Consider the following 26,530-nt stretch of genomic DNA (forward strand, 5'->3'; position numbering starts at 1 on the left):
GGACGGCGACGGCCTCGGGCGGGGTCCTGCGGACCGGGTCGGTCAGAGCGCCGCGCGCACCCGGCGGGACAGCTCGGCGGCGGCCGCCCGCGGGTCCGCCGCGGCGGTGACGGCCCGCACCACGACGATCCGGCGGGCACCGGCCGCCAGCACCTCGTCCAGGTTGCCGAGGTCGATCCCGCCGATCGCGAACCACGGCCGGTCGGTGGCCTGCCTCGCCGCGTACGAGACCAGGCCGAGGCCCGGCGCCGGGCGGCCCGGCTTGGTCGGGGTCGGCCAGACCGGACCGGTGCAGAAGTAGTCCACGCCGGGCTCGGCGACCGCCGCGTCCACCTCGGACTCGGCGTGGCAGGAACGGCCGATCAGCACGTCCTCGCCGAGGATCGCCCGGGCGGCGGGCACCGGCAGGTCGTCCTGGCCGAGGTGCAGCACGTCCGGCCGGGCCGCGTGGGCGACGTCGGCGCGGTCGTTGACGGCCAGCAGCTTGCCGTGCCGGCGGCAGGCGTCGGCGAAGACCTCCAGGGCCTCCAGCTCCTGCTTGGCCTCCAGGCCCTTGTCGCGCAGCTGGACGATGTCCACCCCGCCCGCCAGCGCCGCGTCCAGGAACTCGGCGAGGTCGCCCTGCTCGCGGCGGGCGTCGGTGCACAGGTACAGCCGGGCGTCGGCGAGCCGGGCGCGCGGGTCGGTGGTCACAGCGCCATGGCCTGGGCGCGGCGCTTGACCTCGGTCGCCCGGTTCTCCCACAGCGCCTGCACCGGGGTGCCGGGCAGCGACTCGTCCTCGGTGAACATCCACGCGATGATCTCGTCGTCGGAGAACCCGCTGTCCCGCAGCACGGTCAGCAGCCCGACCAGGTGCTTGACCGGGCCGTCCTCGTCGATGAAGGCGGCCGGGACCTGCAGGGACTTGTTGGGGCCGCGGCGGACCGCGATCAGGTCACCCTTCTTGACCATGTTGCGGACCTCGGTGACCAGCACACCCCACTTCTCGGAGATGTCGGGCAGGTACAGCCACTCGGGGACCAGGGCTTCAGTCTTGGCATCGATCTCGCTCACGGCACCAGACTGCCACCTCGGACGCCTCCCGCGCACACGGCCCTACGCCGTGGCCGCCTTCAGCGGCACCGCCGGGTCGGCCGCGCGGACCGGATCCAGCGCGGTGCCGCGCTCGATCAGCCGGCGCCCCTGGGTGAGGTCGCGCGGCCGGTCCACGGTCAGCAGCGCGCTGGGCACGCCGTCGCGCAGCCAGAGCACCGACCAGTCGGCGTCCCGCGGGTCGCCGCGCCGGACCAGCTCGTCGCCGTCGGCGTGCCGGCCGGCGTACTGGACCATCCGCCCGAACTGCTCGGACCAGAAGTACGGCACCGGGTCGTAGGCCGGCCCGTCCGCGCCCAGCACGGCGGCGGCCACCGCCTCGCCGGACTGCAGGGCGTGGTCCCAGTGCTGGACGGCCAGCCGGGCCCCGGCCCGGGCCGAGGGGTAGCTGACGCAGTCGCCCGCCGCGAAGACGCCGGGCACCGAGGTGCGCAGCCGCCCGTCCACCACGACGGCGCCGGTCGGGTCCAGCTCGACCCCCGAGCCGGCCAGCCAGCCGGTCGCCGGGCGGGCCCCGATGCCGACCACCACCTCGTCGGCGGGCAGGTGGGAGCCGTCCGCCAGCAGCACCGCGCCGGGCTCGACGGCGGCCACGCCGACCCCGCAGCGCAGGTCGACCCCGGCCCCGGCGTACCAGGCGGCCATCGCCGAACCGATCCCCGTCGGCAGCGCGCCGGGCAGCGGCGCCGGACCGGCCTCGACCACCGTCACCGCACAGCCCGCCGCGCGGGCCGCGGTGGCCACCTCGGCGCCGATCCAGCCCGCGCCGACCAGCACCAGCCGCAGCCCGGGGCGCAGCAGCGCGCGCAGCGCCAGGGCGTCGTCCAGGGTGTGCAGCAGGTGCGCCCGTTCGGCGCCGGGCAGTGCGCGCGGGACGGCGCCGGTGGCGATCACCAGCGAGCCGTACGGGAGGTCGCCGCCGTCGGTGTGCAGCACGCCGGGGGTCAGGCCGGTGGCGCGGCGGCCGGTGAGCAGCTCGATGCCGAGCTGCCCGTAGTCGATGTCCAGAGCCGTGGAGTCGGTCTTGCCGAGCAGCACGTCCTTGGAGAGCGGCGGCCGGTCGTACGGCGCGTGCGGCTCCTCGCCGACCAGGGCGATCCGCCCCCGCCAGCCGCCCTGCCGCAGCTTCAGCGCGCACTGCGCCCCGGCCAGCCCGGCTCCGACGACGACCACCCGATCCGTTCCGCTCAGCTCTGCCACGCCCGTCACTGTACTCAGCCGCCGGCCGGCGGCCGCGGGCCGTCCCGCCCCGCCGCCCCCCGCTGTCCCACCCCACCGTCCCACCCCCGTCCACGCCTCGTACGCGCCTTCGGCCGGGACGACCCCCGGCGTTAAGGTGGGAACACCACACGGGAGCCCGGCGTACCGGGCTGAGAGGCGGGCTGACACGGCCTGCGACCGTCCGAACCTGATCCGGGTCATACCGGCGAAGGGAGAAGAGCAGCCTTGTCACGCTTGCCATCGGGCGCCCACGCCGACGTGCTGGTGATCGGCGGGGGGATCATCGGCCTCGCCGTCGCCTGGCGCGCCGCCCAGCGCGGCCTGCGGAACGTGGTCGTGGTCGACCCCTCCCCCGGTGGCGGCGCGGCCCAGGTCGCGGCCGGGATGCTCGCCCCGGTCACCGAGCTGCAGTACGGCGAGGAGCCGCTGCTGCGCCTCGGGATGGCCTCGAACGAGCGGTACGCGGCCTTCGCCGCCGAACTCACCGAGGCGAGCGGCGGCCAGGACACCGGTTACCGCCGGTGCGGCACGCTCGCCGTCGCGCTGGACTCCGACGACCGCGAGGAACTGCGCGAACTGCACGCCTTCCACCAGCGGCTCGGCCTGGACTCGGCCTGGCTGACCGGCCGGGAGGCCCGCAGGCTGGAGCCGATGCTCGCCCCCGGCGTGCGCGGCGGCCTGCACGTGGCCGAGGACCACCAGGTGGACGGCCGCCGGCTGCTCCGGGCCCTGGTCCTCGCCTGCGAGCGCGCCGGTGTCCTGGTCCACCGGGCCGAGGCGGTCGAGCTGCTGGTCGGCGACGGCCGGGCGGCCGGCGCCCGCCTGAGCACCCACGAGACCGTGACCGCCGACCGGACCGTGCTCGCCGCCGGCCCGCACAGCCACCGGCTGCCCGGCCTGCCCGAGGGGGTGCTGCCCGCGATCCGCCCGGTGAAGGGGCAGGTGCTGCGGCTGCACGTCCCGGACGCCTACCGCCCGTTCCTGTCCCGCAACGTCCGCGCCGTCGTCCGCGGCCGGCACCTCTACCTGGTACCCCGGGAGAACGGCGAGCTGGTGGTCGGCGCGACCACCGAGGAGCAGGGCTACGACACCACCGTCACCGCCGGCGGGGTGTACGAACTCCTCCGCGACGCGCACGAGTTGGTCCCGGGCATCACCGAACTCCCGCTGCTGGAGACCTCGGCCGGGCTGCGCCCCGGCTCGCCGGACAACGCCCCGCTGCTGGGCCCGACCTCGCTGCCCGGGCTGGTCGCCGCCACCGGCCACTACCGCAACGGCGTCCTGCTCACCCCGGTGACCGCCGACCTGGTCGCCGAGTACCTCGCCACCGGCGAAGTCCCCGAGCTCGCACGGCCGTTCACCCCCCTGCGCTTCTCCCCCGACCGCTCCACGACGAAGGCCTCCGCATGACCGAGACCACCCACGACCAGACCGCCCGGAACTCGATCGCCCTGACCGTCAACGGCGAGCCCCGCCGGGTGCCCGCCACGACCACCCTCGCCGAGGTGGTGTCCGCCGTCAGCGCCGCCAACACCGGTGTCGCCGCCGCGCTCAACGAGGCCGTGGTGCCCCGCGGTTCGTGGCCGGGAACGGCGCTGAACACCGGCGACCGGATCGAGATCCTCACCGCCGTGCAGGGAGGCTGAACCATGGCCGACGCCCTCCTCTCCACCGATGGGGACAGCCTCACCATCGCCGGCACGGCCTTCTCCTCCCGGCTGATCATGGGCACCGGCGGCGCCCCCAGCCTGGAGGTCCTGGAGCGCGCGCTGCTCGCCTCCGGCACCGAGCTGACCACCGTCGCGATGCGCCGGGTCGACGCCTCCACCCAGGGCTCCGTCCTGGACGTGCTGACCCGCAACGGCATCCGGGTGCTGCCCAACACGGCCGGCTGCTTCACCGCCGGCGAGGCCGTGCTGACCGCCCGGCTGGCCCGCGAGGCGCTCGGCACCGACTGGGTCAAGCTGGAGGTGATCGCCGACGAGCGCACCCTGCTGCCCGACCCGATCGAGCTGCTGGACGCCGCCGAGACCCTGGTCGACGACGGCTTCACCGTCCTGCCGTACACCAACGACGACCCGGTGCTGGCCCGCCGGCTGGAGGACGTCGGCTGCGCGGCCGTCATGCCGCTGGGCTCGCCGATCGGTTCGGGCCTGGGCATCCGCAACCCGCACAACTTCCAGCTGATCGTGGAGAACGCGGGCGTCCCGGTGATCCTGGACGCGGGCGCCGGCACCGCCTCCGACGTGGCCCTGGCGATGGAGCTGGGCTGCGCCGCGGTGATGCTCGCCTCCGCGGTGACCCGGGCTCAGGATCCGGTGCTGATGGCCGGGGCGATGCGGCACGCCGCCGAGGCCGGCCGGCTCGCCCACCGGGCCGGCCGGATCCCGCGCCGCTTCCACGCCGAGGCCTCCTCCGCGATGGCCGGCCGGGCCGACCTGGACACCCGCGAGCACCCCGCGTTCTGACGCGCCCGCGTGTCACAACCCGGGCACAGCCGGGCCCGGCGGCGACGTCCTCCGGGCCCGGCCGCCGGGGCCGCCACTAGACTCCTCGGGTGGACATGGCACTGCACGACCCCCTGATCGGCACCCTGCTCGACAACCGGTACCGGGTCGAGCAGCGCGTCGCGACCGGCGGGATGTCCACCGTCTACCGGGGCACCGACACCCGGCTGGACCGGGTCGTCGCGCTCAAGGTGATGCACCCCTCGCTGGCCGGCGACGAGGGCTTCACCGCCCGCTTCATCCGCGAGGCCAAGGCGGTCGCCAAGCTCAGCCACCCCAACGTGGTCAACGTCTTCGACCAGGGCGCGGACGGCGGCCACGTCTTCCTCGCCATGGAGTACGTGCCCGGCCGCACCCTGCGGGACCTGCTGCGCGACCGCGGCGCGCTGTCCGTCCGGGCCGCGCTGGACGTGCTGGAGCCGGTGCTGGCCGCGCTCGGCGCCGCCCACCGGGCCGGGCTGGTCCACCGCGACGTCAAGCCCGAGAACGTGCTGATCACCGAGGGCGGCCTGGTCAAGGTCGCCGACTTCGGCCTGGTCCGGGTACTCGGCACCGCCGACGGCGCGCCCACCTCGACCACCACCGCCACCGGCGGCACGGTCATGGGCACCGTCTCCTACCTGGCCCCCGAGCAGATCCTCCCGGACGCCGCCACCGACCAGCGGGTGGACGTCTACGCGGCCGGCATCCTGCTGTACGAGATGCTCACCGGCCGCCGCCCGCACACCGGCGACAACCCCGTCCAGGTCATGTACAAGCACCTGCACGAGGACGTCCCGGCCCCCTCCCTGGTCGCCCCCGCCGTCGGCCCCGAACTGGACGCGATAGTCGCCGGCGCCTGCGCCCGGTCCGCCGGCGCCCGCCCGCACGACGCGGTCGAGCTGCTCGCCGCCCTCCAGCGGGTCCGCCGCACCCTCGCCCCGGCCGAGCTGGACGCCGAGCCGCCGGCCTCCACCCGGCCCAGCCCTCGCTACCCCACCAGCGAGCCGACCTCGGTGATCCAGCCGCTGCCGCGGCCCGCCGACGCCCCGCCCACCGAGCGCACCAGCGTGCTGGACATGCCGCCGGAGCTGATGGACGAGCTGCTCGCCGAGCCCCGCCCGTACGACGAGCCGACCCCGGTGCAGCAGCGCCGGCCGGGCCGGCTGCGCCGTCTCCCGCGCCGGACGCTGATCTGGACGGCCGCGCTGGCCGCCCTCGTGCTGGCGATCGGCGGCGCCACCTACGGCATCTCCCAGGGGCTGTACGGCTCGGTGCCGGGCGTGCTCGGCAAGGACCGGGCCGAGGCGCAGCGGGTCCTGGACAAGTCGGGCCTGCACGGGAGGTTCGTCGAGGTGTTCAGCGAGTCCGTCCCGTCCGGGCAGGTGATCTCCACCGACCCCGGGGTGGGCGCGCGCACCCGCAAGAGCGACAGCGTCACGGTCACCGTCTCCAAGGGCCCCAAGCGGATCGCGGTGCCGGAGCTCGTCGGCAAGAGCACCGCCGACGCCGCCGCGGCTCTGACCGGCGCCCAGCTGACCAGGGGCGGGGTGACCGAGACCTACGACGACACCGTGCCCGAGGGTTCGGTGATCAGCAGCTCGCCGGCGGCCGGGCAGCTGCTGCAGGAGAACTCCGCGGTCGCGCTGGTGGTCAGCAAGGGCATGGTGCCGGTCCCGAACGTCACCGGGATGAGCAAGGACGAGGCGCAGAAGGCGCTCCAGGCGGCGGGCTTCACCATGCAGACCAGCGGCTGGGACGTGTTCGGCGCGGTCACCTCGTCCGGCCAGAGCCCGGCGGCGGGCGAGCGGCGCCCGCAGCGCAGCACGGTGACGGTCAAGTTCTCGCTGTTCTAGGGCCGGTACGGGGTCAGCGCAGCGGCCCGTCGCCGGGCTCCTCCTGGTAGGAGTACCGCTGCTCGCGCCAGGGGTCGGCGAGGTTGTGGTAGCCGCGCTCCTCCCAGAAACCGCGCCGGTCGGCCCGCATGTACTCCACCGCGCGGACCCACTTGGGGCCCTTCCAGGCGTACAGCCGCGGCACCACCAGCCGGACCGGGAAGCCGTGCTCGGCGGTGAGCGCCTCGCCGTTGCGGTGGGTGGCGAGCAGGGTGCGCGGGTCGGCGAAGTCGGCCAGCCGCAGGTTGGCGCTGTAGCCGTACTCGGCCCAGACCATGACGTGGGTGACGCCGGGCGCGGGAGGCACCAGGTCGAGCACGGCGGCGGCCGACACGCCCGTCCACTCGTTGCCGAGGACCGAGAACCTGGTCACGCAGTGCAGGTCCCCGACGACGGTGGTGCGCGGCAGGGCGTTGAAGGCCTCGAAGTCCCAGCTGTGCTTCTCCGCCGAGGCGGTGGCACCGAACACCTGGAGGTCCCAGGTCAGCGGTTTGAAGCGGGGCACCGGCCCGTAGTGCAGGGCGGGCCAGCCGCGCTGCGCGCGCTGGCCCGGGGGGAGCCTCGGGTCAGGCGGCGGAAGCGGTTCGTGTTTCGACTGACCCATGGATCCATGGTGACAGACGGCGGACATGCCTCGGCGCGCGCCCCTTTGCACGGCTTCGCGCCCCCGCCCGTACGGACCAGTGGTCGACCGCCCACCGACACCCTTCGGCATGAACCGGATATTCCGGCACATGTCCTAGTGAGTGTGAACTTACTGGAATTTCCTCCCGAAGCGGTGCCAGGATGCCCAGCACAGGACCCAGCACAGGACCCAGCACAGGACAACGCAGGACACACGCAGGACTCACGGCAGCAGCACGAGCGCAGGAGGCAGCACCATGCAGGGCGATCCCGAGGTCATCGAGTTCCTCAACGAGCAGCTCACCGCCGAGCTGACCGCGATCAACCAGTACTTCCTGCACGCCAAGATGCAGGAGAACTTCGGCTGGACGAAGCTCGCCAAGTACACCCGGCACGAGTCCTTCGACGAGATGAAGCACGCCGAGACGCTCACCGACCGGATCCTGTTCCTGGACGGGCTGCCCAACTACCAGCGGCTGTTCCACGTCCGGATCGGCCAGACGGTCAAGGAGATGTTCGAGGCGGACCGCCAGATCGAGGTCGAGGCGATCGACCGGCTCAAGCGCGGGATCGTGGTGATGCGGGCCAAGAACGACGTCACCTCGGCGAACATCTTCGAGGATATCCTGGCCGACGAGGAGCACCACATCGACTACCTCGACACCCAGCTGGAGCTGCTGGAGAAGCTCGGCGAGGCGCTCTACCTCGCCCAGGTCATCGAGCAGCCGGAGTCCTGAGGCCGTACACCCGGGCCGCTCAGGGGCCGCTCGGGCCGCCCGGACCGCTCAGGCGGCTCGCAGCGGGACCACCGGGGCGGCCCCCCGGGCCTCCCCGGCCGGCTCCGCCGGGACCTCCGGGGCCCCCGGGTCCGCGAGCCCGAGCTTCGCGGCCAGCCGGGCGGTCGGGCAGGGGCGGGCACCGTGCTCGCCGAGCAGCGCCTGGATGCGGCGCACGCAGGAACCGCAGTCCGTACCGGCCCGGCAGCCCTTCGCGATCTGGCGCGGGGTGTTGGCACCGCCGTCGATCGCCTTCTTCACCTGGTCCTCGGTGACCGCATGGCACATGCACACGTACATCGCGGTGTCTCCCGGGGGTGAAGCGGAGTGGATCTTGACTAAGGTCTACCTTAGTTCGCTGAGGCTTACCTTACCCGGCGGAACGGGTACGAAAAAGCCCCTCCGGGCTCGGGAAACCCGAATCCGGAGGGGCCTTCGTCACATCGGACGGGCACCGGGCCTACTGGCCGCGGTACATCTCCGCCACCAGGAACGCCAGGTCCAGCGACTGGCTGCGGTTGAGCCGCGGGTCGCAGGCCGTCTCGTAGCGCTGGTGCAGGTCGTCCACCATGACCTCGTCGCCGCCGCCGACGCACTCGGTGACGTCGTCGCCGGTCAGCTCCACGTGGATGCCGCCCGGGTGGGTGCCGAGCGCGCGGTGCACCTCGAAGAAGCCCTTGACCTCGTCCAGGACGTCGTCGAAGCGGCGGGTCTTGTGCCCGCTGGAGGCCTCGAAGGTGTTGCCGTGCATCGGGTCGCAGATCCACACCGGCTTGGCGCCGGAGGCGGTGACCTTCTCCACCAGGCCGGGCAGGTGGTCGCGGATCTTGCCCGCGCCCATCCGGGTAATGAAGGTCAGGCGGCCGGGCTCGCGCTCCGGGTCCAGCTTCTCGATCAGGGCGAGCGCGTCGTCCACCGAGGTGGTCGGGCCGAGCTTGACGCCGATCGGGTTTCGGATCTTCGAGGCGAACTCGATGTGCGCGTGGTCCAGCTGGCGGGTGCGCTCGCCGATCCACACCATGTGGCCGGAGACGTCGTACAGCTCGCCGGTGCGCGAGTCCACGCGGGTCAGCGCGGTCTCGTAGTCGAGGATCAGCGCCTCGTGCGACGAGAAGAACTCGACCGCCTTGAACTCCTCCGGCACCACGCCGCAGGCGCTCATGAACGCCAGGGCGTTGTCGATCTCCCGGGCGAGCTGCTCGTAGCGCTGGCCGGCCGGCGAGTTGCGGACGAAGTCCTGGTTCCACGCGTGCACCTGGCGCAGGTCCGCGTAACCACCGGTGGTGAACGCGCGCACCAGGTTGAGCGTCGCGGCGGACGCGTTGTACATCCGCTTCAGGCGCTCCGGGTCCGGGATGCGGGACTCGGGGGTGAACTCGAAGCCGTTCACCGAGTCGCCGCGGTAGACCGGCAGCGTCACGCCGTCGCGGGTCTCGGTCGACTTGGAGCGCGGCTTGGAGTACTGGCCGGCGATGCGGCCGACCTTCACCACCGGGACGGAGGCCGCGTACGTCAGCACGGCGGCCATCTGGAGCAGCGTCTTCAGCTTGTTGCGGATGTGCTCCGCCGAGACGCCGTCGAAGGCCTCGGCACAGTCACCGCCCTGAAGGAGGAAGGCCTCCCCGCGCGCCACGGCTCCGAGCCGGGCGCGCAGCTGGTCGCACTCGCCGGCGAAGACGAGCGGCGGATAGGAGGCGAGCTCGGCAAGGGTCTTGCGCAGAGCCTCTTGGTCCGGCCATTCAGGCTGCTGCGCCGCGGGCAGGGACTCCCAGGAATGGGCAGCCCTCGATGTCTCAGTCGTAGCGGTCACACCGCCAAGGCTACGGGGTGACTGGAGTGACTCGTGACTATTGCCCGAGTGATGAGACACATCTCGGACAAAGACGTGATCGCCCTCACCCGTCCCGACGCATCCGCTACGCTCCAACCATGCACGCGCCCCACACCCACTCCTGGTGGTGGACCTCCCCCAAGGGTGGCCCACAGATGACGCGTTCCTAGACGAACACGACGGCCGCCCCTCGGGGCGGCCGTCGACGTCTGAGCAGACGGCCCTCCGGGAGCGGACCTTGCACCGCCTCTCAGCAGTCCATCCGGAAGGAAGCCGTTTCCCGTGACCACCGCCGTCGACCTGCTCACCCGTCTCACCGGCCCGGACGCCCCCGCGTTCGCCCTGCTGCACCGCCGCACGCCCCGGCTCAGCCCGGACACCGTCGAGGTGCTGGTGGGCACCGTCGACAGCTACGAGCACCTCGCCGACCTGCCCGTGCGCAGCGGCGCGCCGGCCGACGGCGGGCCGGTGCACGACCTGCTCGCACTCGTCCCGTACCGCCAGATCCGCGAGCGCGGCTTCGAGGCGCACGACGACGGAACCCCCCTGCAGGCCCTCTCGGTGGCCGAGCAACACGTGCTTCCGTTGGCCGAATTCACCTACGCCCTACCGAAGTTGCCGGTCTCACTTGCCGGTGGCGGGTTCGACGTGGACGACGACGCGTACGCCGCGATCGTCCGCCGGGTGATCCGCGACGAGATCGGCAACGGGGAGGGCGCCAACTTCGTGATCCGGCGCGACTTCCACGCGACGCTGGAGGACTTCTCCCCCGAGCTCGCGCTGACGCTCTTCCGGCGACTGCTGGAGCAGGAGCGCGGCGCCTACTGGACCTTCCTGGTGCACACCGGTGACCGGGTGCTGGTCGGCGCCTCCCCCGAGGTGCACGTCCGGCAGAGCGGCGGCACCGTCGTGATGAACCCGATCTCCGGCACCTACCGCTACCCGACCGGCGGCTCCGACCTCGACTCGCTGCTCCAATTCCTGCACGACCCCAAGGAGTTGGAGGAGCTCACCATGGTCGTGGACGAGGAGCTCAAGATGATGTGCACGGTCGGCGACCTCGGCGGCCAGGTGCTCGGCCCCCGGCTCAAGGAGATGGCCCACCTCGCCCACACCGAGTACGAGCTGCGCGGGCGCACCTCGATGGACGTCCGCGAGGTGCTCCGCGAGACGATGTTCGCGGCGACCGTCACCGGCAGCCCGGTCGAGAACGCCACCCGGGTGATCAGGCGCTACGAGCCCTCCGGGCGCGGCTACTACTCCGGCGCGCTCGCCCTGATCGGCCGCTCCGCCAGCGGCGGGCAACTGCTGGACTCGCCGATCTGCATCCGCACCGCCGACATCGACCCGGCCACCGGCCGGCTGGTCGTCCGGGTCGGCGCCACCCTGGTGCGCCACTCCGTCCCGGAGTCCGAGGTCGCCGAGACCCACGCCAAGGCCGCCGGGGTGCTCACCGCGATCGGCGCCCGGCCCGCGCCCGCCCGGCTGCCCCACCCGGTCGGGCCCCGGCTCGCCGACGACCACCGGGTGCAGGCCGCCCTGGACGCCCGCCGGGCCGACCTCGCGCCGTTCTGGCTGCGGATGCAGGAGCCGGCCGAGATCACCGAGGCCGAGCCGACCCTGGTCGTGGACGGCGAGGACACCTTCACCTCGATGCTCTCCCACCTGCTCGGCTCGCTCGGCCACCGGGTGACGGTGGCCCGCTACGACGAGCCGGGGCTGCGCGAGCGGGTCGCGGCGCACCGGGGCGCGCTGGTGCTCGGCCCCGGCCCGGGCGACCCGGCGCTCGCGGACGACCCCAAGATGGCGGTGCTGCGGCCGATCGTCGCGGACGCACTGGCCGCCGTCCGCGCCGGCGCCCGCACCTCGCCGCTGCTCGCGGTCTGCCTGAGCCACCAGCTGCTGGCCGCCGAACTCGGCCTCGCGCTGGGCCGCAAGGCCGTCCCGTACCAGGGGGCGCAGGAGCGGATCGACCTGTTCGGCAGCAAGCGCACGGTCGGCTTCTACAACACCTTCACCGCGCGCTGCTCGGAGCAGGACGCGGCGCGGCTCGCCGCCGAGGGCGTCGAGGTCTCCCGGGACGCCGTCACCGGCGACGTGCACGCGCTGCGCGGGCACGGTTTCGCGGGGCTCCAGTTCCACCCGGAGTCGGTGCTCACCCGCGACGGCGTCGGCATCGTGGCGGGCCTGCTGCGCGAGGCGACGGCCGCGCTGCGCTGAGCCGGCGGCGCGGCCCCGGGCGGATGTGCCCCGCCCGGGGCCGCGCGTCGCGCGGGGCGCCCGGCAACCGGAGCGGCGCTCAGAACCCGTCGTCCAGGCCCTGCTCGATCGCGTACCGGACCAGCTCGACCCGGTTGTGCAGCTGCAACTTCCCGAGCGTGTTCTGCACGTGGTTCTGCACCGTCCGGTGCGACAGCACCAGCCGGTCGGCGATCTGCCGGTACGACAGCCCCTTGGCCACCAGCCGCAGCACCTCGGTCTCCCGGGCGGTCAGCTGCGGGGCGGCCGGCGCCGAGGCCGCGGCCGGCTCGGCGGCCAGCCGACGGAACTCGCCGAGCACCAGGCCGGCCAGCCCGGGGGTGAACACCGCGTCGCCGACGGCCGTACGGCGCACCGCGTCCAGCAGTTCCTCCCGGCCGGCCGACTTCAGCAGGTAGCCGGTCGCGCCGGACTTCACCGCCTCCAGCACGTCCTGGTGCTCGCCGCTGGCCGACAGCACCAGCACCCGTACCGCCGGGTCGTGCGCGACCACCTGGCGGCACACCTCGGCGCCGGACAGGCCGGGCAGGTTGAGGTCCAGCACGACCACCTGCGGCGTGCAGGCGCGGGCCCGGCGGACGGCCTCCTCGCCGTCGCCCGCGGTGGCCACCACGTCCAGCCCGGCCTCGGCGAGGTCGCGCGAGACGGCGTCCCGCCACATCGGGTGGTCGTCCACCACCATCACCCGCACCGGCCGGTCGGCGGTCGGCTGGTCGGTCGTCAGCTGCTCGGTCATGCGGTGGCCTTCCTCGGGACGCGCAGTTCGACCTCGACGCCCTCCCCGGGCGCCGAGTACAGCTCGGCCGTGCCGCCGAGGTCCAGCAGCCGGCCGCGGATCGACTGGGAGACGCCGAGCCGGCCGGCCTGCTCCGCCTCGCCGAGCCGGCCCGGGGCGAAGCCGGGGCCGTCGTCGCGGATGCTGACCGTGACGGCCTCCGGCTCGTCCTCCACCAGGATCCAGGCCCGGGCCCGCTCCCCCGCGTGCTTGCGCACGTTGTCCACGGCGGCGCCGACCGCCGCCGCGAGTTCGCCCGCCGCCGGGCCGGGCAGCAGCACCGGGGTGCCGGGCGCGGAGAACGTGATCCGCTCGTCCGCGTACGGGCGCAGCAGGGCGGTGAGGTCGCGCGGGGCGTCCGGGTCCGGCGGCTCGGCGGCGTCGGACCGCGACGCGCGCTGGGCCGGCAGCGGACCGCCCGTCATCAGGGTGCGCAGCGCGCGCTCCTGTTCACCGGCCAGCCGGCCCAGCTCGGCGAAGCCCGCTCCGGAGCCCGTCCCCTCGCCGAGTTCCGCGCCGCGCCGCTGGACCAGGGCGAGCACCTGGAGCACGCCGTCGTGGATGTCCCGGGAGAGCCGCTCGCGCTCCCGGGTGGCCGCCTCCACCTGGAGCGCCCGGGTGAGGGTGGCCTCGCTGGCCCGGGCCAGCTCGATCACGTAGCCGATCGCGCAGCCGGCCACCATCAGCAGCACGATGTTGTGGATGTTGTCGCCGGTCGGCCCGCCGTGGCCGAGGATGTTGGCGACGCCGATCACCGAGCCCGAGGCCGCCGCCGGGCGCCAGCCGCCCTTCGCGGCGAAGCCGAGGACCGTGCCGGCCGCCCAGATGGTCGGCAGGGTGGGCGCGCCGTGGCTGATCCGGGCCGGGGAGTCGGTCAGCCCGCTCATCACGATGCCGGTGACGGCGAGGGTGAGGTCGGTGCCCAGGACGTACCAGGTGCAGCGCCGCGGGTCGGCGAAGGCCCGGGTGCTGGCCAGGGTCCACAGGGTCAGCGCGCCGAGGAAGATCCAGCCGGCCACCGGGTGCAGGAAGTGCAGGTACGAGTTGAAGTAGCGCAGCAGGGCGTAGCACAGGGCCAGCACCCGGAAGTAGGAGATCGCCCGCCACAGCGGGAGCTCGACGGACATGCCGCCGGCCGCCACCGTGCCGCCGACCGCCCCGGCTCTGCCGCCGTCGTCCGTCATCCGCCCCGCCCCTCCCCTGGGCCCGTCCGGTCGGCCGGGCGGCCGGACGGCCGCCCGGACGACTACTCCGGCTTCTCCGAGCTGCCCGGCTCGGCGGACTTCGCGGCCTCGGCCGCGGCCTTCTCCGCCTCGGCGGCCTCCGCCTTCTCCGCCTTGGCCGCGGCCCGGCGCTCGGCGTCGGCCTTCTTCTTCTCGTCGGCGATCTGCCGCTTGGCGGCGGTCGCGTAGATGTCCACGTACTCCTGGCCGGAGAGCCGCATGATCTCGTACATCACCTCGTCCGTCACCGAACGGAGGATGAAGCGGTCGTTCTCCATGCCGTGGTAGCGGGAGAAGTCCAGCGGGCGGCCGATCCGGATGCCGGGGCGGATGCCGAAGTTGGGGACCACCTGGCCGGGCGGCTGCACCTTCTCGGTGTCGATCATGGCGACCGGGATCACCGGGGCGCCGGTGGCCAGCGCGACGCGGGCCAGGCCGCCGACCTTGCCGCGGTACAGCTTGCCGTCGGGCGAGCGGGTGCCCTCCGGGTAGACCCCGAACAGCTCGCCGCGGTCCAGCACCGCGATGGCGCTGCGGATCGCGGCCTCGCCGGCGCCGCGCACGCCCGAGCGGTCCACCGGCAGCTGGCCGACGCCCTTGAAGAACGCGGCGGTCAGCCGGCCCTTGAGGCCCGGGGTGTTGAAGTACTCGGCCTTCGCGATGAAGGTGACCCGGCGCTTGATCAGCGCGGGGAAGAAGAACGAGTCCGAGAAGGACAGGTGGTTGCTCGCGATGATCGCGGCACCCTCGGCGGGGATGTTCTCCTCGCCCTCGATCCACGGCCGGAAGAAGAGCCGAAGCAGTGGCGCGACGATCATCTTCATCAGTCGGTAGAACAACCCGGGCCTCCTGTTATGCGGACCGGTCGATCCTAATGCCCCGCGGCCGCCCGCCGTGCCCGGCCCCGCCGTAGGGGCCGGGCCGAGCACGCTCGAAGGGGGTGTACGACCCGGCGCGGAGCGTGGGACGATGCGGTTTCGCAGCACCTCCCCACCAGCGTCCCCTCCCCCAGCGCCACCCGCCCGCGAAGGAGTCCGCCATGCCGTTGCTGCCCGGTGCCGAGCCGTACCGCCACCGCGGCGGACCGGTGGGGGTGCTGCTCTGCCACGGCTTCACCGGGTCGCCGCAGTCGCTGCGGCCGTGGGCCGACGAGCTGGCGGCGGCCGGCTTCACCGTCTCGCTGCCGCTGCTGCCCGGGCACGGCACCCGCTGGCAGGACATGCAGCTCACCCGCTGGGAGGACTGGTACGCCGAGGTCGAGCGCGAGCTGCTGACGCTCGCCGAGGAGTGCGAGCAGGTCTTCGTCTGCGCGCTGTCGATGGGCGGCGCGCTGGCGCTGCGGCTCGCGGCCCTGCACGGGCCGACGGTCTCCGGCCTGGTGCTGGTCAACCCGTCGGTGCGTTCGGACACCCCCGCGAGTGTGCTGCTGCCGGTGCTGCGTCACCTGGTCCCCAGCCGTCCCGGGATCGCCAACGACATCGCCCGGGCCGGCTCGGCCGAGGTCGGTTACGACCGCACCCCGCTGCATGCCGCCTGGTCGCTGACCCGGCTGTGGCGGGAGGTCCAGCGGCTGCTGCCGGAGGTGACCCAGCCGGTGCTGCTGTTCCGCAGCCCGCAGGACCACGTCGTCTCGCCGGCCAACTCGGAACTGGTGCTGGCCCGGATATCCTCGACGGACGTGACGGAGCGGCTGTGCCAGCGCAGTTTCCACGTCGCCACGCTGGACCACGACGCGGCGGAAATATTCGGGGCCAGCCGGGACTTCATCCGACGGCTGGCTCCCGCGAACGCGGCGGGCGTCACCCGGGTCGAATCCGACGATCACCATGGCTGAAGGGCCGGAAGTGCACGAGAGCAGCACGGCGGGCGGCGGGGACGAGACTCCCCGCGAGGACGGCGCGACCAAGGACGGCGGGGCGAACGCCGCCGTCCCGAGCGGTACGCCGGCGGATCGCGGCGGCCCGGACGGCACCGCGACGCCCCCGCCCGTCAAGGACACCGCCGGCTCCGCCGGGGACGCCGCCGGGCCCCAGGCCCCCGCCGAGCGCCGTCCGCGCCGCGCCCCCGAGCGCAGCCAGGCCGAGCAGGACGAGATCTTCGCCGCCCTGGTGGCCCAGTTCGACGACCCGGTCGACCTCAACAACCCGAACTGGCCGGAGGTCGAGAACCTCCGGGCGCAGAACGAGCTCAAGGGCGGCCCCAAGGAGGCCGGCACCGGCGCCCGCGGCGACCAGGACGACCTCTCCGACCTCGCCCCGCGGCCCCGCCCCCGCTCCGGCCGTCCGGTGATGCCGGCCGGCGGCGCGGGCCCGCGCGACTTCGAGCTGGCCGAGGAGACCGACGAGGGCCACTTCGTCCCGCCGGAGCCCCCGCCGCTGCCCGCCGCCGACGTGACCGCCAAGTTCGCCTGGCTGGCGGTGCTCGGCGGCCCGGCCCTGCTGCTGGTCGACGCGGTGGTCTGGCGGGAGATCTCCGGCTGGCCCGCCTGGGTCGGGATCACCGCCTTCCTCGGCGGCTTCGTCACCCTGGTCGCGCGGATGAAGGACCGCGACGAGGACGAGCCGGAGGACCCGGACCACGGCGCGGTCGTCTGACGGGCTAGCCGCCCGGCAGTTCGAGGACGGCGAGCACCGGCAGGTGGTCGGTGGCGGCCCGCAGGTCGGCCTCGGTGACGCCGGGCAGCCCGTGCGGCACCCCGCAGCCGAGGACGGTGATCCCTGGCGTGGCGAAGACGGCGTCGATCCGCTGGTAGGGGCGCTCCGGGACGGAGGTGAACTCGCCTCCCCAGGGCGCGGTCGGGTACCCGTCCTGGAGCCTGGAGGCCAGCAGCCGCCAGCCCGGCCCGTCCGGGTGCTCGTTGAAGTCCCCCGCCACGACGCCGAGTTCGGCGATCCCCAGCTGGTCGAGCAGCAGCTCGAACTGTCCGTACCGCTCCTCCGGGTCCAGGCTGAGGTGGCAGCTGGTGACGGTGAACGGCGCCGTGCCGGGCAGCCGCAGCAGCGCGCCGGCGAAGCCCCGGGCGTGCAGGCCGCGGGTCTTCGGCAGCAGCCGGTCGTGCACCTCCAGCAGTTCCACCGCGCCGGGCCGGCCGAGCAGCAGCGGACCGGCGGCGGTGCGGCCGCCGCCGGCCAGCACGACCGTCCCGGTGCTCCGGGCCAGCCAGGCGGCCTGCCCCTCGGGCCGCCAGTAGCGCGGGGACTCCTGGACGCAGACCAGGTCCGGCTCGCAGGCCCGGACCACCCGGGCCAGCGCCCGCCGGTCGTCGCGCAGCGAGCGGATGTTGTAACTGAGCAGGCGCAGCCGGCCCGGGCCGGGCGGCGGCAGCGGTGCGGGCGCCGCGGCGGTCGTGGTCGCGGCGGCGGTCGTGGTCGCGGCGCTCATGGTCCTCCCCTGGGCGGTCACCTGATCGGTCCGACGGTACGCGGCCGGGCCGGGACGTGCGACGGCGGCGGTGCGTCCGGGATCGGTCGGGGCCCGGTCGCACCGCCGCCGGCGGGCTCTGAGGGGTGGGGCGGTTACGGGACGCGGGCGAGGTCCGCCGCGCCGACGATGCCGGCGGCGGAGCCCATCGAGGCCAGCACGACCTCGGCGCGCGGGCGGTGCACCCCGCCGGTCAGGTAGTGCTCGAAGGCCTTGGCGACCGGGTCGAGCAGCAGCCGGCCGGAGTCGGAGACGCCGCCGCCGAGCACGAAGACGCCCGGGTCGAACAGCGCGGCGAGGTCGGCCATGCCGCGGCCCAGCCAGTCGGCCAGCTCGGCGTAGCACTCCAGGGCGAGCGGGTCGCCCTCCTCGGCGGCCTGGGTGATGTGGATGCCGCGGATGGTCTCGGCCACGCCGTCGTTGAGCTCCAGCATCCGGCGGCCGCGCTGCGGGTCGGCGGCGGCCTTCTCCCGGCCGTAGCGGCGCAGCGCGCGCCCGGAGCCGTACTGCTCCCAGCAGCCCTTGCCGCCGCAGCCGCAGGTGAGGCCGTCGGGGACCATGTTGAGGTGGCCGATCTCGCCGGCCACGCCGAAGCGGCCGCGGTGCAGCCGGCCGTCCAGGACGATGCCGCCGCCGATGCCGGTGCCGACGGTGATCAGCACCATGTCCTGGTGCTCCTCGGCCGCGCCGAAGCGGAACTCGGCCCAGGCTGCGCAGTTGGCGTCGTTCTCCACGACGGTGGACAGGCCGGTGAGCTCCTCGACCCGCCCGCGCAGCGGCTCGTTCTCCCAGTCGATGTTGGGGGCGAAGATCACCGTGGAGCGGTTGCTGTCGACGAAGCCGGGGGCGCCGACGCCCACCGCGGTGACGCCGGGGTGCTGCTCCTTGAGCTCGCGCACGGCCTGCGCGATGGCGTCGACCGCCCACTGCGGGTCGGCCGGGGTGGGCACCCTGGTCCGGGCCAGGATCGCGCCCGCCTCGTCGACCACACCTGCCGCGATCTTGGTCCCGCCGACATCGACGCCGATGGTCAGAGCCATGTGTCCCTCAGCTATTCACTCGTTCCGCTGGACGGAAACGCTACCGCCCAACCCGGCCCCCGTACACAGCCTCGCATACATTATCCGAAGACAATCCTGGGGCAGGCGGGCCGGGATGCTTCAAAAGTCTTATCTAATCTCCTTCTTCGTGACGTACGAGAGCAACGCGATCACCCTCCGAAAGTCACGGTTTCACTGCTTGGCGGACGGCCCGTCAGCCTCGTCGAGGTCGATCTTCTCGGTCGGCGCGCCCTGGCCGGCGGTCCAGCGGCCCTCGTGCCCGGCCACGGCGGCGCGGTAGGCGGCCAGCAGCTCCGTCCCCGCGGCGGCGAGCCCGGTGCCGGCGGCGGCGAGGTGGGAGTAGACCTCGGGCTGCTGGGTGCGCAGCCGGTCGGCCAGCCCGGACAGGGTGATCAGGGTGGTGGCGCTCGCCTCCTGGGCCTTCTCGCCGAGCGCACCGGCGAACCGGCGCACCTCGTCCACCAGCGGGCCCAGCTCCGGTCCGAAGGGGTTCCCCTGGCCGCCCGGCCCGCCGCCCTGCCGGGCGCCGGGCTCGGTGCGGTCGCGGTCGTCGGTGCTGGTCATCGCGGGCGCCTCCTCAGCCGTGGCCGCACCCCGCGGCCCTCCGGCCCGACGCTACCCGACCGGCCGGGCCGCCCGAAAAGGCGCCGGACCCCCGCCGGACTCCCGCCGAAGCCCCGCCGGACCGGCGCCGAGCCGCAACCGGACTGCCGCCGGGCCGGCGCCAGGCCCCCCGCCGAGCCCCCGTCAGCCCCGCGGCCAGAGCGCCGGGTCGGGCGCGAACCGCACCGAGAGCACCCCGTCGTGCAGCCCGGCCCCGGCCACCGTGCAGCGGCGCAGCGCGGACGGCAGGGTGAGCACCCGGCGGTGGGTGCCGAGCCCGACCACCAGCTCGTCGCCCCGGCGGACCAGGTCCAGCTCGGCGCGGTCGGCGCCGGGCAGGTCGAGGTGCCAGACCAGCAGGCCCTCGTCGGCGAGCCGGTCCTCGACCGGCCAGGGCTCGGGGGCCAGCCGCTCGGGCCCCTCCCCGTCCCCGTAGAGCCGGTCCGCGACGGCCTCCAGCGTCACCTCGGCCAGACCGGTGACCAGCACCGGGGCGTCGGTCTCGGCGGCGAGCCCGGTCAGCTCCTCCTGCCGGCGGCGGGCCAGGTCGGCCAGCCAGGGGTCGGGCGAGGAGGCGGCCTCCTCGGGCAGCGCGCCGTGCACCACCACGGCGTCCGGCCGGTGCCCGTGCAGCGCCAGCCCGGCCCGGATCCGGCGCAGCTCCCGGTACGGGTGGCCGTCGGCCGGGACGACCAGCCGGACGCTGGTGCCGGGCGCGGTGACGGCGGCGCGGGACTCCGCGAGCGCCGCGGCGGCCTTGGTGCGCCCCTCGTACAGCCAGTCGGCGGGCATCGGGACGCCGGCCAGTCCGGCCAGCAGCGGGCGCAGCGCCCGGGCGGCCTGCCGCTGCTCGGGGACTAGCCGGTCCAGGTAGCGGGCGAGCTGCTCGGGCAGGGCGAGGGTGGCGATCAGCTCGGCGGGCGGCGGGGCGAGCACGACCAGGACGTCGTGGTCGGCGGCGGGCAGGGCGCGCAGCAGGGCGAGCCGGGCGATGCCGGGGAGGGCGGTGAGCTCCTCGGCGTCGAGCTGCTCGGCGCCGAGCAGGTCGAGGGCCGGCTTGAGCCGGCCGGTGAGCTCGCCGACGGCGTAGCGGAAGGCCGCCTGCTCGTCGATCCGGGAGACGGTCAGGCCCGGTGCGTACCGCAGCGGTTCGGGCTCCAGCCGGGTGCCGAGGGCGGAGTCCAGGGCGCGGTGCGGGTCGTCGGCGGCCAGCAGCCAGGTGCGGTGGCCGCGCCGGGCGGCGTGCAGGGCGGTGGCGGCGGCCACCGTGGGTGCGCCCGCGTCGCCGCTGACCAGGATGGTGCGTGTCGCCGTCATGCCGTCCGGCCCCCGTTCGGTCGTGTCGGTCTTCGACGCGTCAGCCTTCGACGCGCTTCTTCAGACCGGCCAGGGCGCGGTCGATGATGACCTTCTCGGCCTTGCGCTTGATCATGCCGAGCATCGGGATCTTGACGTCCACGGCGAGCTGGTAGGTCACCTCGGTGCGGCCGCCGGCCAGCGGGGCGAGGGTGTAGGAGCCGTCCAGCGAGCGGAGCATCTGGCTGCGGACGAGGGTCCAGGAGACCTCGCGGTCGCCGTCCCAGGTGTAGGCGAGGACGTGCTCGTCACGGATCGCGCCGGCGTCGAGCAGCAGCCGGACCTCGGCGGCGCGGCCGTCCGCGCCGGTCTCCAGGACCTCGACCTCCTTGACCTCGCCGGTCCAGGCCGGGTAGGCGGCGAAGTCGGCGATCACGGCCATGACCGTGGCCGGGGTCGCGTCGATGGTGATGCTCGACCTGGTGTGCTCCGCCATGGAATGGCCCTCCGCCTCGTCCCTCTGCCTGCCGGTCCGGCCGGTGCGCGCTCGGCCCGGTCCGCCCGGAGCAGGCTATCGCGACGGCGATCGGCTCGGCGGCGCGGGCCGCGCACGGCGGGCGGCCGCGAGCGGGCGGAGCCACAGCCCCGAGCGGGCGAGTCACCGTCCCGAGCCGAAGGGGCGCGCCGGTGCCGAAAGGGAGAAGCGAGGGAGCGAGGCACGAGCAAGGGAGCGCCGACCGTCGGCACCGGGCCCGAGCGCCCCGGAGGCGAGCGGGCGAGTCCCCCGCCCCGAGCTGCGACCAGGCGAGCGGGCGAGTCCCCGCCCCGAGCCGAAGGGGCGCGCCGGTGCCGAAAGCAAGAAGCGAGGGAGCGAGGCACGAGCGACGGAGCGCCGACCGTCGGCACCGGGCCCGAGCGCTCCGGAGGAGAGCGGGCGAATCACCGCCCCGAGCCGAAGGGGCGCGCCGGTGCCGAAAGGGAGAAGCGAGGGAGCGAGGCACGAGCGAGGGAGCGCCGACCGTCGGCACCGGGCCCGAGCGCCCCGGAGGCGAGCGGGCGAGTCACAGCCGGGGCATGTTACCGGCCGGTCGCACTCCGCTGTCGTAGGGTGCCATTCGAACGACCCGGTCACGGCCAGGTCGGACCCGGCCGGGTGTGACACTTCGAACACCGGAGCCGACCCCCCTGGTCGAAGCCGCCTACCGGGCAGTAACGTCCTGCCGTCCCGCAGCGTCGCGAACGAGGAGCAGTCTTGCTCGACTTCAGCCTTCCGGCCCTCTATCAGGTACCGAGCGGCGGCAACCTCGCCGACCCGGTGCACCGGAACGCCGAGGAGCACCCGGACGTCGCCGTGCTCAGCCGGAAGGTGGACGGCCAGTGGCAGGAGCTGACCTCGGTCCAGTTCCTGGCCGAGGTGCACGCCGCCGCCAAGGGCCTGATCGCCGCGGGCATCGAGCCGGGCGACCGGGTGGGCGTCATGTCCCGAACCCGGTACGAATGGACGCTGCTGGACTTCGCGATCTGGACGGCCGGCGCGGTCACCGTGCCGGTGTACGAGACCTCCTCCGCCGAGCAGGTGGAGTGGATCCTCGGTGACTCGGGCGCGGTCGCGGTGATCACCGAGACCGACCAGCACGTCCGGGTGGTCGGCGAGGTCCGCGACCGCCTGCCGGAGCTGAAGCACACCTGGCAGATCGAGGGCGGGGCGCTCGCCGCGCTGGCCACGGCCGGCCAGGACGTCCCGGACGCCACGGTCCACGAGCGCCGCCGGATCGCCGGCCCGGACTCGGTCGCCACCATCGTCTACACCTCGGGCACCACCGGCCGCCCGAAGGGCTGTCAGCTGACGCACGGCAACTTCCTGGCCGAGTGCGGCAACGTCGTCGAGCGCCTGGCCCCGCTGTTCCGCACCGGCGAGAGCTCCGTCCTGCTCTTCCTGCCGCTGGCCCACGTGCTGGCCCGGATCGCCGAGATCGCCCCGGCGATGGCCCCGATCAAGCTCGGACACGTCTCCGACATCCGGGACGTCACCGCCGAGCTGGCCGCCTTCAAGCCGACCCTGATCCTGGGCGTGCCCAGAGTGTTCGAGAAGGTCTACAACACCGCCCGCGCGAAGGCCCAGGCCGACGGCAAGGGCAAGATCTTCGACAAGGCCGCCGACACCGCGATCGCCTACAGCCGGGCGCTGGACGCCGGCGGCGCCGGCCTGGTCCTGCGGCTCAAGCACGCGGTCTTCGACAAGCTGGTCTACAGCAAGCTGCGCGCCGCCCTCGGCGGCCGGGCCACCCACGCCATCTCCGGCGGCGCCCCGCTCGGCGAGCGCCTGGGCCACTTCTACCGGGGCATCGGCTTCACCGTCCTGGAGGGCTACGGCCTGACGGAGACCTGTGCGGCCACCGCCTTCAACCCGTGGGACAACCCGAAGATCGGTACGGTCGGCCAGCCGGTGCCCGGCGCCTCCGTCCGGATCGCCGAGGACGGCGAGGTCTTCTTCAAGGGCCCGCACGTCTTCACCGGCTACTGGAACAACCCGCAGGCCACCGCCGACACCCTCAAGGACGGCTGGATCGCCACCGGCGACCTCGGCTCGCTGGACTCCGACGGCTACCTGACCATCACCGGCCGCAAGAAGGAGATCATCGTCACCGCCGGCGGCAAGAACGTCGCCCCGGCCGTGATCGAGGACCGGATCCGGGCCCACGCCCTGGTCGGCGAGGTCATGGTGGTCGGCGACCGCAAGCCGTTCATCGCCTGCCTGGTCACCGTCGACCCGGACTTCTTCCCGAAGTGGAAGGAGCTCAACGGCAAGCCCGCCGACGCCACCGTCGCCGAACTCGCCGCCGACCCGGACCTGCTGGCCGCGCTCCAGGCCGCGGTGGACGACGGCAACGCGGCCGTCTCGCACGCCGAGGCGGTCAAGAAGTTCCGGCTGCTGGACACCGAGTTCTCCGAGGAGAGCGGCCACCTGACGCCCTCGCTGAAGCTCAAGCGCAACGTCGTGCTGAAGGACTTCGCGGCCGACATCGAGGCGCTCTACACGAAGTAGCCGGCGCCGGACGGGCCCCGCCTCTCCAGGAAGGAGGCGGGGCCTCAGGGCCCGCGCCCCGGACCCTCGCCGGGTCCGGGGCGCGGGCCCGTCCGCGTCACCCGGCCAGCAGCGAGGTCAGCCGCCCGGCCAGCAGGTCCCAGCGCCAGGAGCGCTCCACCCAGCGCCGTCCGGCCTCGCCCATCCGCCGGCGCAGCTCCTCGTCGCGCAGCAGCCGGACGATCCGCTCGGCCGCCGCCGTGGCCGAGCCGCCGGGCACCACGTACCCGGTCTCGCCCTCCAGCACGGCGTCCGGCGCGCCGCCGGAGTCCCCCGCGACCACCGGCAGGCCGGTCGCCGAGGCCTCCAGGTAGACGATCCCCAGGCCCTCGACGTCCAGGCCCCCGCGCCGGGTGCGGCACGGCATCGCGAAGACGTCCCCGGCCCCGTAGTGGGCGGGCAGCTCCTCCCACGGCACCGAGCCGGTGAACCGCACCGAGTCCCGTACGCCCGTGGCGTCCGCGAGCTTCTCCAGGTCCGCCCGGTACGGGCCGCCGCCGACGATCAGCAGCACCGCGTCCGGCACGTCGGCGAGGATCTGCGGCATCGCCTCGATCAGGGTGTCCTGACCCTTGCGGGGCACCAGCCGGGAGACGCAGACCACCACCGGCCGGTCCGCCAGCCCGAGCCGGCGGCGCACCTCGGCGCCCCCGGAGCCCGGGTGGAACGTCGTCTCGTCCACGCCCGGCGGCAGCTGGACCATCCGGGCCGCGGCCTGCGGGCCGACCGCGGCGGCGATCCGGGAGCGGGTGTACTCGCCCAGGTAGGTCAGCACGTCCGTGCCCGCCCCGATCCGGCGCAGCAGCTGCCGGGAGACCGGCAGCTGGGCCCAGGCGGCCTCGTGCCCGTGCGTCATGCCGAGCAGCCGCCCGGCCCCGGCCCGGCGCAGCGCGGGCGCCATCAGCCCGAGCGGGGCGGCGGCGCCGAACCAGACCGAGTCGCACTTCTCCGCCCGCAGGATCTCGGCGGCCCGCCGGGTGACCCGGGGTGTGGGAACCATCACCTTCGTCCGGTCCCGGACCACCGGGAACGGCTGCTCGGCGTCGAAGCGCGCCACCTCGGCGCCGTCCCGCCAGGTGGAGGCGTACACCACCACGCTGCCTGCGGGCTGACGGACGGCCATGTTGTGCACGAAGGCCTGGATGCCACCGGGGCGGGGCGGGAAGTCATTGGTGACGATCAAGGTTCTGTGCATCAGGCCACGGCTCGCTCGGTCGGGGGGTGCGCGGTGTACCGCTGGGTGATCCGTACGATAGGTCAACACCATGACCCGCCGGGAACGGAAGCGCGTACGGCAACCGTTTGACCCCCGGGTCAGTCCTAGTACCTAGGCCGTCGTCCAGGACGCGGCCCGGGCGTCCGTCGGTACGACGCCTCCGGTGGGGACGTCCGAGACGAACGAGGGAGCGCAGTGGAATTGGCCCCGGCCACCGAGCCCGGTTCTTCGCGCGGCCGCCTCGGCCGCCCGCTCGGGGCGCTCGCCGCGCTCGGCGCCACCTGGCTGGCCACCCGCGCCCTGCTGGTGCTGCTGGCCACGGGCGTGCTGAAGGCGCCCGGCGGCGACGTCACCGCGGACGTCTGGATGATCTACCACGCCTGGTACGGCGTGCTCCAGACCGGCACCTTCCCGTTCGACGACGTGACCTGGCAGTACCCGCCGGGCGCCGCCCTGGTGATCCTGCTGCCGGGCCTGCTGCCCTGGTCGTACCTGGTCTCGTTCTGGGTGATCTGCGGGATCGCCGACGCCGCCGCGGCCGCGCTGCTGGTGCGCACCGGCCTGCGCCGGGGCCGGGCGCTGACCGGCGCCTGGATGTGGGTGGTGGGCGTCCCGCTGCTCGGCCCGATGATCTACAACCGCTTCGACGTCATCGTCACCGCGGTCGCCCTGGCCGGCCTGCTGGCGCTGATCCGCCGCCCGGCGGTCGGCGGGCTGCTGCTGGGCCTGGGCGGCATCGTCAAGATCTGGCCGCTGCTCGGCCTGATCGGCACCCCCTCCGGCCGCCGCACCCGCCGCTCCTGGACGCTGGCCGGGGCCACCGCGGTCTCGATCGGCTTCCTGCTGGCGGCCGGGATGAACGGCGCCTTCGACTTCCTGGCCTTCCAGAAGGACCGCGGCATCGAGGTCGAGTCGCTCGGCGCGCTGCCGCTGCACTTCGCCCGGCTCGCCGACGGCTGGGACGGCAGGGTCACCATGAACTACGGCTCCCCCGAGATGCTCGGGCCGTGGGTCAGCGTGATCAGCAAGGTGATGATGGCCGGCACCCTGCTGGGCTTCGCCTGGCTGCTGCTGTGGCGCTACACCTCCAAGCGGCGCAGCGCGGCCACCATGTACGACGCGGCGCTGTGCGCGCTGCTGATCTTCGTGGTGACCAGCCGGGTGATCAGCCCGCAGTACCTGGTCTGGCTGGTCGGCGTCGCGGCGGTCTGCCTGACCGTGCGCAACAGCAGCCAGCGGCCGGTGGCGGTGCTGATCCTGCTCGCCTGCCCGCTGACCCTGGTCGAGTTCCCGACCATGTTCACCCAGGTCCTGGCCAGCGACCCGGTGGCGGTCGCCGTGCTGGCCGCCCGCAACCTGCTGCTGCTGGCCGCGGCCCTGCTCTCCTGCGTGCGGCTCTGGCGCTCCACCCGCGGCGAGGCGCCGCTGCCGCCGACCGTGGTGCTGGACCGCGAGCCCGCCGCGCTGCCGGCCGCCGGCTACCCGGTGCGCCCGGGGATCGCCTACGAGCAGGACCTGCTGGACGGCATCGACCGGCCGGGCGCGACGGCCCGGCAACGGCACTGACCGGCTCCTCCGCCGATCAGCCGGTCAGGATTCCCGCTGTTCGACCCGTCAGCCGATCGGCCCGTCAGCCGATCCGTTGTTCGGCCCGTCAGCCGATCA

The 26,530-nt window shown here is 74.2% G+C and carries 25 protein-coding genes and 1 riboswitch; of the genes, 10 read left to right on the top strand and 15 right to left on the bottom strand.

Going from position 1 to position 26,530, the window contains the following annotated elements; genetic code table 11:
- Positions 1 to 42: 42 nt before the first annotated feature.
- Genes thiE through ACIQI7_RS09970 form a run of 3 tightly spaced genes read right to left on the bottom strand, consistent with a single transcriptional unit; the run spans position 43 to position 2,303 of the window.
- Positions 43 to 693, bottom strand: coding sequence for a thiamine phosphate synthase (thiE, locus tag ACIQI7_RS09960; RefSeq protein WP_401107085.1), 651 nt, complete (start codon positions 691 to 693; stop codon positions 43 to 45).
- Entirely contained in the window at positions 690 to 1,055 is a 366-nt protein-coding gene (locus ACIQI7_RS09965; RefSeq protein ID WP_387748901.1) for an Rv2175c family DNA-binding protein, read from the bottom strand. Before ACIQI7_RS09965 ends, thiE begins: the two co-directional genes overlap by 4 nt.
- A 42-nt stretch (positions 1,056 to 1,097) precedes the next feature.
- The gene (locus ACIQI7_RS09970) at positions 1,098 to 2,303 is read right to left on the bottom strand and encodes an NAD(P)/FAD-dependent oxidoreductase (protein WP_401107088.1); all 1,206 of its coding nucleotides are present in this window, start codon (positions 2,301 to 2,303) and stop codon (positions 1,098 to 1,100) included.
- Between the two features lie 130 nt (positions 2,304 to 2,433).
- Positions 2,434 to 2,546, top strand: a riboswitch (TPP riboswitch).
- Between ACIQI7_RS09970 and thiO the strand changes: the two genes are divergently transcribed.
- From thiO to pknB, 4 genes are all read left to right on the top strand, one after another.
- On the top strand, positions 2,541 to 3,725 hold the full coding sequence (gene thiO, locus ACIQI7_RS09975) for a glycine oxidase ThiO (protein ID WP_401107091.1): 1,185 nt from the start codon (positions 2,541 to 2,543) through the stop codon (positions 3,723 to 3,725). Its footprint overlaps the riboswitch before it by 6 nt.
- Entirely contained in the window at positions 3,722 to 3,961 is a 240-nt protein-coding gene (gene thiS / locus ACIQI7_RS09980; RefSeq protein WP_401107094.1) for a sulfur carrier protein ThiS, read from the top strand. Before thiO ends, thiS begins: the two co-directional genes overlap by 4 nt.
- Before the next feature lie 3 nt (positions 3,962 to 3,964).
- A complete protein-coding gene (locus ACIQI7_RS09985; protein WP_401107097.1) occupies positions 3,965 to 4,783 on the top strand; it encodes a thiazole synthase in 819 nt (272 codons plus the stop codon).
- A gap of 95 nt (positions 4,784 to 4,878) precedes the next feature.
- A complete protein-coding gene (gene pknB / locus ACIQI7_RS09990) occupies positions 4,879 to 6,657 on the top strand; it encodes a Stk1 family PASTA domain-containing Ser/Thr kinase (protein ID WP_401108000.1) in 1,779 nt (592 codons plus the stop codon).
- Positions 6,658 to 6,670: 13 nt separating this feature from the next.
- On the opposite strand, the gene ACIQI7_RS09995 is transcribed toward pknB, so the two are convergent.
- Positions 6,671 to 7,300 carry a molybdopterin-dependent oxidoreductase gene (locus tag ACIQI7_RS09995; RefSeq protein ID WP_401107100.1) on the bottom strand — a complete coding sequence of 210 codons (630 nt, stop codon included), beginning with the start codon at positions 7,298 to 7,300 and terminating at the stop codon, positions 6,671 to 6,673.
- A gap of 277 nt (positions 7,301 to 7,577) precedes the next feature.
- Between ACIQI7_RS09995 and bfr the strand changes: the two genes are divergently transcribed.
- A complete protein-coding gene (gene bfr / locus ACIQI7_RS10000; RefSeq protein ID WP_063347260.1) occupies positions 7,578 to 8,057 on the top strand; it encodes a bacterioferritin in 480 nt (159 codons plus the stop codon).
- A gap of 48 nt (positions 8,058 to 8,105) precedes the next feature.
- Here bfr and ACIQI7_RS10005 read toward each other — a convergent pair whose 3' ends face one another.
- Positions 8,106 to 8,396: a bacterioferritin-associated ferredoxin gene (locus tag ACIQI7_RS10005; RefSeq protein WP_401107103.1), complete on the bottom strand. Its 291-nt coding sequence runs from the start codon at positions 8,394 to 8,396 to the stop codon at positions 8,106 to 8,108.
- Between the two features lie 160 nt (positions 8,397 to 8,556).
- Complete coding sequence (locus ACIQI7_RS10010) at positions 8,557 to 9,906, bottom strand: class II 3-deoxy-7-phosphoheptulonate synthase (protein WP_387748887.1); 1,350 nt, start codon at positions 9,904 to 9,906, stop codon at positions 8,557 to 8,559.
- Between the two features lie 303 nt (positions 9,907 to 10,209).
- Between ACIQI7_RS10010 and ACIQI7_RS10015 the strand changes: the two genes are divergently transcribed.
- Complete coding sequence (locus tag ACIQI7_RS10015; RefSeq protein WP_401107106.1) at positions 10,210 to 12,147, top strand: chorismate-binding protein; 1,938 nt, start codon at positions 10,210 to 10,212, stop codon at positions 12,145 to 12,147.
- A gap of 79 nt (positions 12,148 to 12,226) precedes the next feature.
- Here the strand turns inward: ACIQI7_RS10015 and ACIQI7_RS10020 are convergent, their stop codons facing one another.
- The 3 genes from ACIQI7_RS10020 to ACIQI7_RS10030 all read right to left on the bottom strand — a co-directional run bounded on the left by ACIQI7_RS10020 (position 12,227) and on the right by ACIQI7_RS10030 (position 15,023).
- Positions 12,227 to 12,922 (bottom strand): response regulator, encoded by a 696-nt coding sequence (locus ACIQI7_RS10020; RefSeq protein ID WP_401107110.1) that lies wholly within the window; start codon positions 12,920 to 12,922, stop codon positions 12,227 to 12,229.
- Positions 12,919 to 14,145, bottom strand: a complete 1,227-nt coding sequence (gene macS / locus ACIQI7_RS10025) for a MacS family sensor histidine kinase (RefSeq protein ID WP_401107113.1) — start codon at positions 14,143 to 14,145, stop codon at positions 12,919 to 12,921. The genes ACIQI7_RS10020 and macS overlap by 4 nt, the downstream gene beginning before the upstream one ends.
- 62 nt (positions 14,146 to 14,207) lie before the next feature.
- Positions 14,208 to 15,023: a lysophospholipid acyltransferase family protein gene (locus tag ACIQI7_RS10030; RefSeq protein WP_401107115.1), complete on the bottom strand. Its 816-nt coding sequence runs from the start codon at positions 15,021 to 15,023 to the stop codon at positions 14,208 to 14,210.
- A 200-nt stretch (positions 15,024 to 15,223) separates the two neighbouring features.
- Here ACIQI7_RS10030 and ACIQI7_RS10035 point away from each other — a divergent pair, with 200 nt between their 5' ends.
- A complete protein-coding gene (locus tag ACIQI7_RS10035) occupies positions 15,224 to 16,018 on the top strand; it encodes an alpha/beta hydrolase (RefSeq protein ID WP_401107118.1) in 795 nt (264 codons plus the stop codon).
- Positions 16,011 to 16,778, top strand: coding sequence for a hypothetical protein (locus ACIQI7_RS10040; protein ID WP_401107120.1), 768 nt, complete (start codon positions 16,011 to 16,013; stop codon positions 16,776 to 16,778). The genes ACIQI7_RS10035 and ACIQI7_RS10040 overlap by 8 nt, the downstream gene beginning before the upstream one ends.
- Positions 16,779 to 16,782: 4 nt before the next feature.
- Here the strand turns inward: ACIQI7_RS10040 and ACIQI7_RS10045 are convergent, their stop codons facing one another.
- The 5 genes from ACIQI7_RS10045 to ACIQI7_RS10065 form a co-directional block, all read right to left on the bottom strand.
- Entirely contained in the window at positions 16,783 to 17,565 is a 783-nt protein-coding gene (locus tag ACIQI7_RS10045) for an endonuclease/exonuclease/phosphatase family protein (protein WP_401107121.1), read from the bottom strand.
- A gap of 134 nt (positions 17,566 to 17,699) precedes the next feature.
- Positions 17,700 to 18,644: an ROK family glucokinase gene (locus ACIQI7_RS10050; RefSeq protein WP_387748871.1), complete on the bottom strand. Its 945-nt coding sequence runs from the start codon at positions 18,642 to 18,644 to the stop codon at positions 17,700 to 17,702.
- 192 nt (positions 18,645 to 18,836) lie between these two features.
- Positions 18,837 to 19,229: a DUF5304 family protein gene (locus tag ACIQI7_RS10055; protein WP_401107124.1), complete on the bottom strand. Its 393-nt coding sequence runs from the start codon at positions 19,227 to 19,229 to the stop codon at positions 18,837 to 18,839.
- Positions 19,230 to 19,412: 183 nt separating this feature from the next.
- Positions 19,413 to 20,585, bottom strand: a complete 1,173-nt coding sequence (locus tag ACIQI7_RS10060; RefSeq protein WP_387748868.1) for an ArsA family ATPase — start codon at positions 20,583 to 20,585, stop codon at positions 19,413 to 19,415.
- A 40-nt stretch (positions 20,586 to 20,625) separates the two neighbouring features.
- Complete coding sequence (locus tag ACIQI7_RS10065) at positions 20,626 to 21,060, bottom strand: SRPBCC family protein (RefSeq protein ID WP_387748866.1); 435 nt, start codon at positions 21,058 to 21,060, stop codon at positions 20,626 to 20,628.
- Positions 21,061 to 21,816: 756 nt separating this feature from the next.
- Between ACIQI7_RS10065 and ACIQI7_RS10070 the strand changes: the two genes are divergently transcribed.
- Positions 21,817 to 23,610, top strand: a complete 1,794-nt coding sequence (locus ACIQI7_RS10070; RefSeq protein WP_401107128.1) for an AMP-dependent synthetase/ligase — start codon at positions 21,817 to 21,819, stop codon at positions 23,608 to 23,610.
- 97 nt (positions 23,611 to 23,707) lie between these two features.
- Here ACIQI7_RS10070 and ACIQI7_RS10075 read toward each other — a convergent pair whose 3' ends face one another.
- Positions 23,708 to 24,844, bottom strand: coding sequence for a glycosyltransferase family 4 protein (locus ACIQI7_RS10075; protein WP_387748862.1), 1,137 nt, complete (start codon positions 24,842 to 24,844; stop codon positions 23,708 to 23,710).
- A 216-nt stretch (positions 24,845 to 25,060) separates the two neighbouring features.
- Here ACIQI7_RS10075 and ACIQI7_RS10080 point away from each other — a divergent pair, with 216 nt between their 5' ends.
- Positions 25,061 to 26,431 carry a glycosyltransferase 87 family protein gene (locus tag ACIQI7_RS10080; protein WP_401107133.1) on the top strand — a complete coding sequence of 457 codons (1,371 nt, stop codon included), beginning with the start codon at positions 25,061 to 25,063 and terminating at the stop codon, positions 26,429 to 26,431.
- Positions 26,432 to 26,530: the final 99 nt, after the last annotated feature.

The organism is Kitasatospora sp. NPDC092039 (genome assembly GCF_044756065.1).
Lineage (GTDB): Bacteria > Actinomycetota > Actinomycetes > Streptomycetales > Streptomycetaceae > Kitasatospora.